Genomic DNA, 13,956 nt, shown 5'->3' with positions numbered 1-13,956 from the left:
TTGGCGGTGGTGATTCAGCAATTGAAGAAGGACTATATTTAGCCAATATTGCTAAATCTGTTACTGTTATTCACAGACGTGATAGCTTGCGTGCGCAGCCTGTATTACAAAAGAGAGCCTTTGCTAATAAGAAGATGAACTTTATTTGGAATGCTCAAACTGAAGAAATTAGTGGTGATGATCAAAAAGTTACTACTGTTAAGTATCTTGATAAGAAAACAGGTGAGCATAAGGAAGTTAGTGCGAGCGGAATCTTTATTTATGTGGGTGTTGAACCACAAACTAATTTATTTAAAGATTTGGCAATTACTGATGAGCATGGCTGGATTATTACTAATGAAAAAATGCAGACTGCAATAGATGGTGTATTTGCCCTTGGGGATGTTCGTGCAAAAGACTTACGACAAATTGCAAATGCTGTTGGTGATGGCAGTATTGCAGGTCAAGAAGCTTATAATTATCTTCAAAGTTTGAATGATTAGAATAAGATTGTAAAAAAGTCTGTAAATAGCAGGCTTTTTTTTCTATGGTATTTTTAGCTAAATACAAAGTGGTATAATAAAATAGACTAATTTATTTAATAAATTATAGAAATTATATAACGATAGGAGTTACTTATGACTGCTAGACAAGCATACGAAAATTGGTTAAAAGCTGATAAATTACCAGATTATTTACAAAGACAATTAAAGGAATTAGGTCAAGATCCAGCTTGGGTAGATGATGCCTTTGGTACAGATATTAACTTTGGGACAGCAGGAATGCGTGGCTTACTTGAACCAGGTACTAACCGTATCAATGTTGTTACTGTTGGACGTGTAACTGAAGGATTAGCACAATTAATTGAAAAAGAAGGTCAAGAAGCTAAAGAAAAGGGTGTAGTAATTTCTTTTGACTCACGTTATCATTCAGAAGATTTTGCTAAGCTCTCAGCTCAAATCTTGGGTCACCATGGCATTAAGGTTTACTTATTTGATGGTTTAAGACCAACACCTGAATTGTCATTTGCAATTCGCCACTTGGGAACTTTTGCCGGAATCATGGTAACTGCTTCACACAATGCTAAGCAATACAATGGTTACAAGATTTATGGTGCTGATGGTGGACAAATGCCACCTGAACATGCAGCTGTTGTTGAAAAGGCTGCTTTAGAAGTTGAAAACCAATTAGCAATTCCAGTAAGCCCAATCGAAGAATTAAGAGCTAAGAAGATTTTACAATTGGTTGGTGAAGATGTTGATGAAGCTTACCTTGAAGCTTTAGATACAATTAATGTAAACCATGATTTAATTAAGGAAACAGCTGATAAGTTAAAGATTGTTTACACACCAGTTCATGGTACAGGTAAGGTGATTTATGACCGTGCCTTCCGACAAGGTGGTTTTAAGAACTTTACTGTAGTTCCAAGTCAAGCAATTATTGATCCAGAATTTCCAACTACAATTAAGCCTAACCCAGAATATCGTCAAGTCTTTGATGAAGGTGTTAAGGTAGCTGATAAGGTTGGTGCAGACATTATTGTTGCAACTGACCCAGATGCTGACCGTTTGGGAGCAGCTGTTAGAACTCCAAATGGTGATTTCCAAGTTTTAACTGGTAACCAAATTGCTACTTTAATTTCTAACTACTTATTAACTAATTTGAAGAATTCTGGCAAACTTGATTCTTCATATGAAATTATCACTAGTGTTGTTTCAAGTGCTTTACCATTCAAGATTGCAAAATCATTTGGCATTCAAACTAAGTATGTTTTAACAGGTTTTAAGTATATTGGTGAAGAAATTGACCGTTTACACAAGACTGGTGATGGTCAATTCTTGATGGGCTTTGAAGAAAGTTATGGTTTCTTATTCAAGACCTTTAACCGTGATAAAGATGCAATGCAAGGTGCATTAATGTTCTTTGAAGTTGCTGCATACTACGCTTCAAGAAATATGTCAGTCTTTGATGGCTTACAAGAAATCTGGAACAAGTATGGTGCAAGTTGTGAAATTACTAAGGCAATCGAAATGCCAGGACTTGACGGTCAAAAGCGGATGGCTAAGGTAATGGAAAACTTACGTAAAGAACAACTTCAAGAAATTAATGGTCACAAGGTAATTAAAATTGAAGACTTTGAATTAGCTAAAGAAATTACCCCTGCTGGTGAAAAAGATATGCTAGGTTTCCCTAAGTCAAACGTACTTAAGTACTTCTTAGACGATGAAACTTGGGTTGCTCTTCGTCCATCAGGTACTGAACCAGTAATCAAGGCTTATGTTGGTACAAATGCGGAAACTTACGCTAAGGCTGAAGAAAAATGCAAGGCCTACCATGAAGCAATTGCAAAATTTACTAAATAGTAAGCTTATTACCTGCGAAAACGTGTTCGAAGTAGTAAAATAAGAATAATGATAAAATTGGACTGTTAAGGTCCAATTTTTTTTGCGAGGGATTATTCATGATTAAAAGACAAACCAATCGAAAGTTTGATTTAGTTTCTAAATATAAGCCAGCTGGTGATCAAGGCCAAGCAATTGATAAATTAACTGCTGGTTTTAAAGCTGGTGCTAAAGAACAAATTTTGCAGGGGGCTACTGGGACAGGGAAGACCTTTACAATGGCTAATATTATTGCCAAGTTAAACAAGCCGACATTAGTTATTTCTCACAATAAAACTCTGGTGGGACAACTATATGGTGAATTTAAAGAATTTTTCCCCAATAATGCGGTTGAATACTTTGTTTCATATTATGACTACTATCAACCTGAAGCATATGTTCCAAGTTCAGATACTTATATCGAAAAAGATTCTTCAATTAACGATGAAATTGACCAATTGCGGCACCGAGCAACTAGTGCTTTGATGGAGCGTAATGACGTTGTAGTTGTTGCCAGTGTTTCTTGTATTTATGGTTTGGGGGATCCAAGAGAATATGCTGCCAGCGTTTTAAGCTTACATGAGGGTCAAGAATATGACCGTAATGTCTTATTGCGTGATTTGGTAAATATTCAGTATGATCGCAATGATATCGACTTTCAACGTGGTCGTTTTCGCGTTAGAGGAGATATTGTAGAAATTTTCCCAGCTGGAAATAGTAATCATGCTTATCGTGTAGAATTTTTCGGTGATGAAATTGACCGCATCGTTGAAGTTGATTCTTTAACAGGTGAAGTAATTGGTGAACGTGACCAAGTATCTCTTTTCCCAGCCACGCACTTTATGACTAATGAAGAACAAATGAAGCAGGCACTTAAGCGAATTAGTCAGGAAATGGACTTACAAGTTAAAAAATTTGAAGGAGAAGGTAAGTTATTAGAGGCTCAAAGAATTAAGCAAAGAACTACTTATGATATGGAAATGATGAGCGAAGTAGGTTATACCAATGGAATTGAAAACTATTCTGCCCCAATTGAAGGTAGAAAGGCAGGAGAGCCACCTCATACTTTACTTGATTTCTTCCCAGACGATTTTTTGATTTTAATTGACGAATCTCATGCAACAATGCCGGAAATTCGGGCTATGTATAATGGTGACCGTAAACGAAAAGAAACTTTAATTGATTATGGTTTTCGCTTACCATCTGCTTTAGATAACCGTCCACTTAAACTTGAAGAATTTGAAAAGCATGTAAATCAAATCCTTTATGTTTCAGCAACTCCTGGAGATTATGAACTTAATCGCACAGGTAAAATCGTTGAACAAATTATTCGGCCAACTGGATTACTTGATCCTAAGATTGAAGTAAGACCAATTCAGGGTCAGATTGATGACTTAGTTGGGGAAATAAATAAGCGAATTGATCGGGATGAAAGAGTTTTTGTGACTACTTTAACCAAGAAAATGGCTGAAGATTTAACTGACTACTTAAAAGATCTTGGAATTAAGGTTCGTTACTTGCACTCAGATATTAAAACACTTGAACGAATGCAGATTCTGCATGATTTGCGAAAAGGTGATTTTGACGTCTTAATTGGGATTAACCTTTTGCGTGAAGGGATTGACGTCCCTGAAGTATCATTAGTTGCGATTTTAGATGCTGATAAAGAAGGTTTCTTACGGTCAACCAGACCTTTGATTCAGACGATGGGGCGTGCCGCTAGAAATAGTGATGGAACAGTAATTATGTATGCTGACAAGATTACTGATTCAATGCGGATAGCTATTGATGAAACGCGCCGTCGGCGTGAAAAGCAGATTGCCTTTAATAAAGAACATGGCATTGTTCCTAAGACAATTGTTAAACCAATCCGTGATGTTATTTCAATCACTAAACCAGTTAAAGAAGAAAAAGAGAAAGAAAGTTTTGCTGAGCTTAACTTTGATGAGTTAACGAAGAAGCAAAAGCAAACCATGATTAAGAACTTGACTGAGCAGATGCAAGAAGCTGCTAAGAAGTTAGACTTTGAAGCAGCTGCTAATTTGCGTGATGCAATCATGGAATTACAAAATTCAGTTCATACACCGAAAAAGCATAAGGGGAAGGATTTTAATGGTAAGAGATAAAATTGAAATTCATGGAGCGCGTGAACATAACCTAAAAGATATTGACTTAACAATTCCTAAAGATAAATTAGTGGTAGTAACTGGATTATCGGGGTCTGGTAAGAGTTCACTTGCTTTTGATACTTTATATGCTGAAGGACGTAGACGTTATGTTGAGTCTTTATCTTCATATGCACGGCAATTTTTAGGGCAAATGGATAAGGCAGATGTTGACTCAATTGATGGCTTAAATCCTGCTATTTCAATCGATCAAAAAACTACATCACATAATCCACGATCAACCGTCGGAACTGTTACTGAAATTAATGATTACTTACGACTCTTATGGGCGAGAGTAGGCCATCCAATTTGCCCTAATGATGGAACTTTAATTGAGAGACAGTCAGTTGATCAGATGGTTAAGCGGGTACTAGAATTACCTGAACGCAGTAAAATTCAAATTTTAGCACCTGTAATTCGCCAAAAGCGTGGGATGTACCAAGAAGTTTTTAAGAAGGTTGCTCGTGCCGGGTTTGTGCGTTTAATTGTTGATGGTGAAATGCATGAAGTTAGTGATGAATTCAACTTGGATAAAAATAAAAAACATTCAATTTCAATTGTTGTTGACCGATTGATTGTTAAAGATGGAATTAAAAGTCGGTTAACTGATTCTGTTGAATCTGCCCTAAGACTTTCTGAAGGATATATGGATGTTGATGTTATTGGCAATCAGGTTTTGAACTTCTCTGAAGATTATGCCTGCCCTAAGTGTGGATTTACTGTTGGCGAAATGGAACCAAGACTTTTTTCATTCAATGCGCCATTTGGAGCTTGTGAAGCCTGTGATGGCTTGGGGATGAAATTAGCTGTCGATGAAGATTTAGTTGTCCCTGATAAAGATAAAACCTTAAATGAGGGGGCAATTGCTCCTTGGGCTAATAGTGACTACTATAAAATGATGCTGACACAAGCTTGCCAAAGTTTACGCATTAATATGGATAAGCCATTTAAAAAATTAACTGAACGTCAAAAGAATCTTGTTTTATATGGCTCAGACAAGAAAATTAAGTTCCACTTGGAAGGCGATTTTGGGGTTAATGATACAACTCAAGCCTTTGAAGGGGTTATGAATAATATTGATCGCCGCTACCATCACCCAATGAGTCAGTTTATGCGAGAAGTAATGGGTAAATACATGACTGAATTAACTTGTGCAGTTTGTCATGGTAAACGTCTTAATCAAAAAGCTTTAGCTGTTAAAGTGATGGGCCAAGATATTAGTGAAGTTAGCGATTTGCCAATTGGTAAAGAATCGACTTTCTTCAAATCTGTTAAATTAACTGAAGCGGAAAATATGATTGCTAAGCCAATTTTAAAAGAAGTTATTGATCGCTTAACGTTTTTGGTAAATGTTGGACTAGACTATTTGACCTTATCACGTTCAGCTGGAACTCTATCAGGTGGTGAAGCTCAGAGAATTCGTTTAGCTACCCAGATTGGTTCTAACTTATCTGGAGTAATGTATATTTTAGATGAACCTTCTATTGGTTTACATCAAAGAGACAATGATCGCCTGATTGCTTCATTGAAGAAAATGCGGGACTTGGGCAATTCCTTAATTGTTGTTGAACACGATGATGAAACAATGAAGCAAGCAGATTATTTAATTGATATGGGACCTGGTGCTGGTAGTTTTGGTGGGAAGGTAATGGCAGCTGGAACACCTGAAGAAGTGATGGCTAATCCTAATTCGTTAACTGGTCAATATCTTTCTGGTAAAAAGTTTATTCCAGTACCAACTGAAAGAAGAAAAGGAAATGGTAAGAAAATTACTGTTTCTGGAGCTTGCGAACATAACTTAAAAGATATTACCGTTGATTTTCCATTAGGAAAATTTGTTGTGGTTACAGGTGTTTCTGGATCAGGTAAGTCAACTTTAGTTAATACCATTTTAAAACGGGCATTAGCGCAAAAGCTTAACCATAATTCTGCTAAGCCAGGGAAATTTGCTAAGATTACGGGCTATAAAGAAATCGAAAAAATCATTGATATTGATCAAAGCCCAATTGGTCGTACCCCAAGATCTAACCCAGCTACTTATACAAGCGTTTTCGATGATATTAGAGCCTTATTTGCCCAAACTAATGAAGCTAAGATTCGCGGATATACCAAGGCTAGATTCTCCTTTAACGTTAAGGGAGGTCGCTGTGAGGCCTGTCATGGGGATAGAATAATCAAGATTGAAATGAATTTCTTACCTGATGTCTATGTCCCTTGTGAAGTTTGTCATGGCCGTCGTTATAACTCTGAAACTCTTGAAGTTACATACCATGATAAAAATATTGCTCAAGTACTTGATATGACAATTTCAGAAGCATGTGAATTCTTCGAAAAGATTCCTAAGATTCATCGGAAGTTACAGACAATTGTCGATGTAGGGCTAGGTTACGTTAAATTAGGGCAATCAGCAACTACTCTTTCTGGTGGTGAAGCTCAAAGAATGAAATTAGCAAGTGAACTTCAAAAGTTATCAACAGGTAATAACTTCTATATTTTGGATGAACCAACAACTGGTTTACATGTTGATGATATTAAGCGTTTGTTAGTTGTTTTGCAGCGTTTAGTTGACCAAGGCAATACTGTTTTAGTAATTGAACATAACTTAGATGTGATCAAGACAGCTGACTGGTTAATTGATTTGGGTCCAGAAGGTGGTGAAGGTGGAGGTCAGGTTGTTGTAACTGGCACACCTGAACACGTAGTTGAATGTGATAAATCATGGACTGGTAAGTATTTAAAGCCAGTTTTAAAAAGAGATACAGAGCGAACATTACAAGCAAAAAAATAAATTAAGTTAGAAAAAATTTGCTACTTTTACTGTAGTAAATTTTTTTGTATTAAATGAAACACCCGGTGTGCTATAATTTTCACAAGGAGGGGTTATTATGGCTAGTGAAACAAGACAATTGTTAATTGTTACAGGGATGAGTGGTTCAGGAAAAACTGTGGCTGCCCATTCATTAGAAGATTTAGGTTATTTCGTTGTTGATAATTTACCGCCTACTTTATTAGGAAGTTTTTGGGACTTAATGAATACTTCTGATGACTTCAATAAAGTTGCAGTTTTAATTGACTTGAGAGTCAAAAGTTTTTACAAGGACTTAGAAAATGAGATTAACTCTTTAGAAGATAACGGTAATACGCAAGCAACGATTTTATTCTTAGACGCTAGTGATGATGTGTTAGTTGCTCGCTATAAAGAAACGCGCCGTTTACCACCATTAGCAAGAAGCGGACGTTTACTTGATGGTATTCAAAAGGAACGAGCAATTTTATCACCAATTAAAAATATCTCTAATATCATTATTGATACTTCTAGTTTGACCCCTAAGGATTTAAAGACGAAATTAACAAAACTCTTTAGTGAACATGGACGTAAGCCATTTACAGTTGAAGTGATGAGTTTTGGATTTAAGTATGGGATGCCAATTGATGCTGATATTGTAATGGATGTCAGATTTTTGCCAAATCCGTTTTACATTCCTAATTTGAAGCCTTTTACAGGGCTTGATAAACGAGTATTCGATTATGTTATGGATAAAGATGTAACCAAGGTCTTTTATAAAAAGTTGCTAGATTTAATTGAAACTACAATTCCTGGTTATATCAAAGAAGGAAAAGAAAAATTGACGATTGCAATTGGTTGTACAGGTGGACAACACCGAAGCGTCTCAATTGCACAACAGTTGGCACGTGATTTATCAAAGAAATATCCAGTTGATATTTCACACCGTGAAATAAGCCGTTATATCAGAAAGTAGGTGGAGCATTTGGCTTATGCTGAAAGCCGGATTATCCGAGTTATTAAGGGCCGCCGGCCTAAGGTAGTAGTAATTGGTGGTGGAACAGGCTTACCAGTTATTTTAAATGCCTTAAAAGAAAAAAATGCTGAAATAACAGCAATTGTTACAGTTGCAGATGATGGTGGTTCATCTGGAGCAATTAGAAATTATATTAACGTTGTTCCACCTGGTGATATCCGAAATGTATTGGCCGCCTTGAGTGACTTGCCTCAAGAATCAAAAGATATCTTCCAATATCGTTTTGATAGTTCAGATTCTTTCTTTGCTGGTCATGCGATTGGTAATTTGATTATTGCCGCATTGAATGAAATGCATGGGAATATTTTCGATGCTGTACAATCATTATCTAAAATGATGAAAGTTGATGGTCATGTTTTTCCTGCTTCCAATGAACCTTTAACTTTAAATGCTGAATTCGTCGATGGAAGTCGTGAGGCTGGTGAAACAGAAATTACCAGTAAAGATAAAAGAATTAAGCGTATTTGGGTAACTGATACTAATGATGATAAAGAACCTGAAGCAGTTTTACCTGTTTTAGCTTCAATTATGCAAGCTGATGCGGTTGTTTTAGGGCCGGGAAGTTTGTTCACTTCAATTTTACCTAACTTAATGATTAGTAATTTGGGTGAAGCAGTTCGGCAAACTAAGGCGGAAGTAATTTATATCTGTAATATTATGACTCAAAAGGGAGAAACTGATCACTTTTCAGATGCTGATCATGTTCGAATAATTAATAAACATTTAGGTGGCAACTATATTGATACTGCTCTAGTTAATGGAGCAAAAATCGATATGAGTAAGTTTAATCCTGCTGATTATGATGAGTATCTTGAGCCAGTTTCTAGTGATTTTGCGGGTCTACGCGAACAGAATTGCCGCGTTATTACTGATGACTTTATTGACCAAAGACATGGATTAGTTTTTCATGATGGCGAAAAAGTAGCTAAAGAAATTATTGATCTCGCTTTTGAAGCACATTGCCGGCGAGGTGAAAATAATGGTTAGTTATGCAAGTGAAGTAAAAAAAGAATTAACTAATTTAGAAGTTCATCCGGAACATGCCAAGGCTGAATTGTCAGCTTTTTTACGGATGAATGGAATTTTGAACTTACATGATCACCAATTAAGTTTAGATATCACAACTGAAAATCCAGCGATTGCTCGCCGGATTTTTACGTTAATCAAGGTAGCATACGATATCGAACCATTATTAATTGTTTCTCGAAAGATGAAATTAAAGAAGAATAATCAATATTTGGTTCGACTTAATAAGCAAGTTAATGAAATCTTAGCTGATTTGGAAATTGTTGACCCGGAAAAAGGCTTTGTAATTGGAGTGCCTAAAAAGGTGCTTGAAGAAGAGCAACGAGCAATGTCATATCTTCGAGGTGCTTTTTTAGCTAGTGGAAGTGTTAATAATCCTGAAACTAGTCGATATCATTTAGAAATTTATTCAGTATATGAAGCTCATAATGACGACATTTCATATTTAATGAATCATTATTTTAACTTAAATAGTAAAAAGACTAAACGAAGAAGTGGATATATAACTTATCTTAAAGAAGCTGAAAAGATTGGTGATTTTTTACATATTGTTGGTGCTTTTAATGCAATGCTAGCTTTTGAGGATTTACGAATAATGCGTGACATGAGAAATTCAGTAAATCGACTAGTAAATTGTGATACTGCTAACTTAAAAAAGACTGCTAATGCTGCAGCAAGGCAAGTAGAAGATATTCAGGTAATTGATGAAAAGTTAGGATTAGAACAACTTCCTGAAAAATTGGAAACATTGGCAAGATTTCGCTTAGAAAACAGCGATTTAACTTTGAAAGAAGTAGCTGAACAAATTCCAGATGGTCCAATTTCTAAATCTGGAGTTAATCATCGCTTTCAGAAAATTAGAGAAATTGCGGATAAATTACGTGAAGGATAAAAGTCATGAGAAAAGAAATTCTCATGACTTTTTTGATTGTAGAATGTTTATTGCAAGTTTAATATTCTGAAGCATTATATAATATAAGTGGGGCATGAAAGCCTGTAGTAAAACAATCTTGATTGTTGGAGGTTATACTATGAAAACAGTAACAATAAGAAATAGCTTAATTTTTATCATATATGGTCTTCTACTAGATTATGCAATTCAGCAAGTAATGGTATTGCCATTTTATTTTATTGCGCTTGTATCTATAGGATGTATTGTTTACTTGCTACTTAAGAATAGTTCAAGAATTTTAACTTTCACTATTTGGAATGTGCTATCTCTTATGTTACTTATTCACATAATACATTCTAATTTGAAATATGAACTTGGTGAAATTGTATTCCTTTTATTGTTAATTATCATCAATCGCCAAAAGCAGAATTTATTTACTTTTCATTTTCAACTGATTACTCTTGTAATCATGTCTTTGAGCATTATATTTCTTAATTCAAAACTTAATATATTTAATGCGAGCATAGTTGCTGGACTTTTCATAATTGGTTTTGGTGTAGTTTTATTTTTACCTAAAGAAAAAAGTATGGTGTTTTTACTTTTAGGAGCAATTTTAAGCTTGGTAACTAGGTTCTTAATTGGTATGACACAAGGGGTAACAACAGCAGTATTATACTTTTTAGTAATTGCGCTATGGCTACATTTAGATCAGTTGTTGTTATATTCTTTAGCTTGGTTAAAGCAGAAACATGTTACTTTTGATGCTAATGTAATTCAATGGAGTTCATTTGTATTAACCTTTTTGATTGGTTTATTGGGGCTCTTTGCAACTAACCTTAATTATGTTAGTGGTGTTAGTGGAATTTGGATTTTATACAGTGTGTTCATGGCGAGAGCAAAAGATAAGTTTATTTATTTTGATTTTAGTTTAGTAATCACGCTTTTATTAATTTTAAAAATAAATAGCACAATATTTGCAATTGCAATTTTAGTTTTAGAACTATTGAAGTTAGTTTTGAAAACTTATTCACAGCCCTTACCCAAGATGTATTTTTCACTTTTATCATGTGCATTTATTGGCATTTTAGCATTACAAGGGACAGTTATTGTAAACTATAGACTATTTATTTTTGTACTTTTAACCTTTATAGCAACGATTTTGCTGAGGCTTGAAAAAGGAATAAGTAAATTGGGTTTAGTATTTATCCAATTAGTTTTAATGTTTGTTTTACCATTAACTGATTCTAAAGCTGTATTAGCATTTTTCCTTGCAGTTGGAATTTACATATTGGTAGAAGAAGTATTACTGCTAGCTTTTAAAAGAAAAATAAGCAAGATAACTAGTAATTTCTAACTAAAGTATTATTATTTAAGTAAATATATAAACAAGTATTTTCTTTTTTGAAAGCAGGTAATTATAGTGAAAATTGCAGTTTTTAGTCCAAGTGAAAGTGAAAGAAAATTAGTTGCAGCTACGGAAAAGAAGTTCGGCTGCGAATTAAAATTGATTGATGAGTCACTTTCTGCAGAAAATGTTGATCAAGTTGCAGATTGTGATGGGGTTTTGCTTAAACCTCTTGGCAACTTAGATGATGAAATTGTTTATAAGAAACTAGCTGATTATGGTATCAAATCAATTGGCCTTCGAATTGTGGGAACTAATACAATTGATTTTGATTTAGCAAAAAAATATCACTTAACAGTTACCAATGTGCCAGTATATTCACCACGGGCAATTGCTGAAATGGCTGTAACTCAAGCAATGTATTTAAACCGCAAGATTGGCGAATTTAAGGCTAATATGGATAAAGGTGACTTTACCAATCCTGATAGTTTAATTAGTAATGAAATTTATAATAAGACTATTGGACTTATTGGAGTTGGACATATTGGTAGTGCAGTTGCTCAAATCTTTAGTGCCATGGGAGCTAAAGTATTAGCTTACGATGTAATTTATAATCCAGAAGTTGAACCATATTTAACTTATGCTGATTTTGATACTGTTTTGAAAGAAGCAGATATTATTTCACTTCATACGCCATTACTTAAGAGTACTGAGAATATGATTGGTAAAAAACAATTTGCGGAAATGAAGAATGATGCAATTTTAATTAATGCTGCGAGAGGTGAATTAGTTGATACAGCTGCTTTGATTGAAGCACTTGAAAAACATGAAATTGCTGCAGCAGGACTTGATACATTAGCTCATGAATCAAGCTATTTCTTTAAGAAAGTTGATGATGCTCAAATTCCGGCTGACTATAAGAAATTAGCAGCTATGCCAAATGTGATTGTGACACCACACTCAGCATACTTTACTAAAACTTCAGTTAGAAATATGATTGAGATTAGCTTGAGAGATACGATTGCACTTGCTAATGGAGAAAGAGCTCATTTTGTGGTAAGTCGGTAGATTGAATAAAAAAAGACAGTTCGCATTGCGAACTGTCTTTTTGATTATTAAAAATTTATTACTACTTCATGTTTGTCATGATTTCATCAATCAAGCCGTAGTCCTTAGCTTCTTGAGCAGTTAAGTAGTTATCACGTTCAGTATCTTTCAAAATCTTTTCAATTGGTTGCCCAGTTGTTTCATGTAAGATTTCGTTTAATTTCTTTCTGCTCTTTAAAATTTCTTCAGCAGCAATTTGAATATCAGTTTGTTGACCTTGAGCTCCACCAAGTGGTTGGTGAATGAGCACAGTAGAGTTAGGTAAGGCAAAACGCTTACCCTTTGTACCACTAGTTAAAAGAATGGAAGCCATTGAAGCTGCCATACCGATTGCAATAGTTGATACGTCAGACTTGATAAAGTTCATGGTATCCATAATTGCTAAACCAGAAGTAATTACACCACCTGGTGAATTAATGTATAGGGAAATATCCTTAGTATTATCTTGCGCATCTAAGAAAAGCAATTGTGCGATGATTGAGTTAGCCATTTGGTCATTAATTTCACCGCTAAGCATGATAATACGATCTTTTAATAAACGTGAGTAAATATCATATGCACGTTCACCACGTGCAGTTTGTTCAATAACTGTAGGTACTAACATTAGTTAACCTCCTAATAAAAATTAGCACTCATTTGAATACAGTGCTAATTAAAGCACCTTTATTAAATTTAGTCAATAAAGGTGCTTTTTTAAGTTATTTTTTTAATTTTTGACAATCGGGACATAAACCATAAATCTTAATGTGCGAACTGCGGGTGATATAGCCTGTTTGTTTTTCAGTTTCTTGTCGCATTTTGCTTTCTATTTTATCAAAATTTGTATATTCAACATCTGCAATCTTGCCACAATTAGTACAGATGACATGAAAATGTGGTTTAGCAAAGAAGTCATAATGAGTTGATCCATCGCTACCATTATTGATTTCGATTACAAATCCTAAATCAACAAAAGTGTTAAGAGTATTATAAACTGTTGCAATACCCGTTTTTTCATCAGATAGAGAAATGTCATTAAAAATCATTTCAGCGGTTGGATGATTATGGTGGGTCATCAGGTAAATTAAAATCTTTAAGCGTTGCGGGGTTCTCTTTAAGCCATGAGCTCGGATAATTTTTGCAGCTTTATCAGCAATCTTTTCTTCTGACAACTTTTCCACCTCCATTTTTCTAAAAATAGTTTAGCATAAAATTGACTAATTGTAAGAAATAGGGCTTAGCAAAAAAGACTTTTTATCAA

The 13,956-nt window shown here is 34.8% G+C and carries 11 protein-coding genes; 9 read left to right on the top strand and 2 right to left on the bottom strand.

Features of this window, described 5'->3' with window-relative positions; all coding sequences use genetic code 11:
• The 9 genes from FC45_RS05665 to FC45_RS05625 form a co-directional block, all read left to right on the top strand.
• Positions 1-482 (top strand): NAD(P)/FAD-dependent oxidoreductase (locus tag FC45_RS05665; protein WP_162257469.1); only part of this gene is annotated, 482 nt, incomplete at its 5' end.
• 135 nt (positions 483-617) lie between these two features.
• Entirely contained in the window at positions 618-2,342 is a 1,725-nt protein-coding gene (locus FC45_RS05660; protein ID WP_006584990.1) for a phospho-sugar mutase, read from the top strand.
• 98 nt (positions 2,343-2,440) lie between these two features.
• Positions 2,441-4,486 (top strand): excinuclease ABC subunit UvrB, encoded by a 2,046-nt coding sequence (uvrB, locus tag FC45_RS05655; protein ID WP_006588467.1) that lies wholly within the window; start codon positions 2,441-2,443, stop codon positions 4,484-4,486.
• Positions 4,473-7,313: an excinuclease ABC subunit UvrA gene (gene uvrA / locus FC45_RS05650; protein WP_057706451.1), complete on the top strand. Its 2,841-nt coding sequence runs from the start codon at positions 4,473-4,475 to the stop codon at positions 7,311-7,313. Before uvrB ends, uvrA begins: the two co-directional genes overlap by 14 nt.
• 97 nt (positions 7,314-7,410) lie before the next feature.
• Complete coding sequence (gene rapZ / locus FC45_RS05645) at positions 7,411-8,286, top strand: RNase adapter RapZ (protein ID WP_006584988.1); 876 nt, start codon at positions 7,411-7,413, stop codon at positions 8,284-8,286.
• A 9-nt stretch (positions 8,287-8,295) separates the two neighbouring features.
• Positions 8,296-9,333: a gluconeogenesis factor YvcK family protein gene (locus FC45_RS05640; RefSeq protein WP_006584987.1), complete on the top strand. Its 1,038-nt coding sequence runs from the start codon at positions 8,296-8,298 to the stop codon at positions 9,331-9,333.
• Positions 9,326-10,264: a DNA-binding protein WhiA gene (whiA, locus tag FC45_RS05635; protein ID WP_006587943.1), complete on the top strand. Its 939-nt coding sequence runs from the start codon at positions 9,326-9,328 to the stop codon at positions 10,262-10,264. Before FC45_RS05640 ends, whiA begins: the two co-directional genes overlap by 8 nt.
• A 139-nt stretch (positions 10,265-10,403) precedes the next feature.
• Positions 10,404-11,618, top strand: coding sequence for a hypothetical protein (locus FC45_RS05630; RefSeq protein WP_006587942.1), 1,215 nt, complete (start codon positions 10,404-10,406; stop codon positions 11,616-11,618).
• A 66-nt stretch (positions 11,619-11,684) separates the two neighbouring features.
• Positions 11,685-12,677 (top strand): D-2-hydroxyacid dehydrogenase, encoded by a 993-nt coding sequence (locus FC45_RS05625; RefSeq protein ID WP_006584984.1) that lies wholly within the window; start codon positions 11,685-11,687, stop codon positions 12,675-12,677.
• Between the two features lie 61 nt (positions 12,678-12,738).
• On the opposite strand, the gene clpP is transcribed toward FC45_RS05625, so the two are convergent.
• Entirely contained in the window at positions 12,739-13,320 is a 582-nt protein-coding gene (gene clpP, locus FC45_RS05620; protein ID WP_006584983.1) for an ATP-dependent Clp endopeptidase proteolytic subunit ClpP, read from the bottom strand.
• Positions 13,321-13,414: 94 nt separating this feature from the next.
• Positions 13,415-13,882: a Fur family transcriptional regulator gene (locus FC45_RS05615; RefSeq protein ID WP_006584982.1), complete on the bottom strand. Its 468-nt coding sequence runs from the start codon at positions 13,880-13,882 to the stop codon at positions 13,415-13,417.
• Between the last annotated feature and the right edge of the window lie 74 nt (positions 13,883-13,956).

Source organism: Lactobacillus jensenii DSM 20557 (assembly GCF_001436455.1).
In the GTDB taxonomy this organism is placed as follows: Bacteria; Bacillota; Bacilli; order Lactobacillales; family Lactobacillaceae; genus Lactobacillus; species Lactobacillus jensenii.
This window is presented reverse-complemented; position numbering and strand designations above follow the sequence as displayed.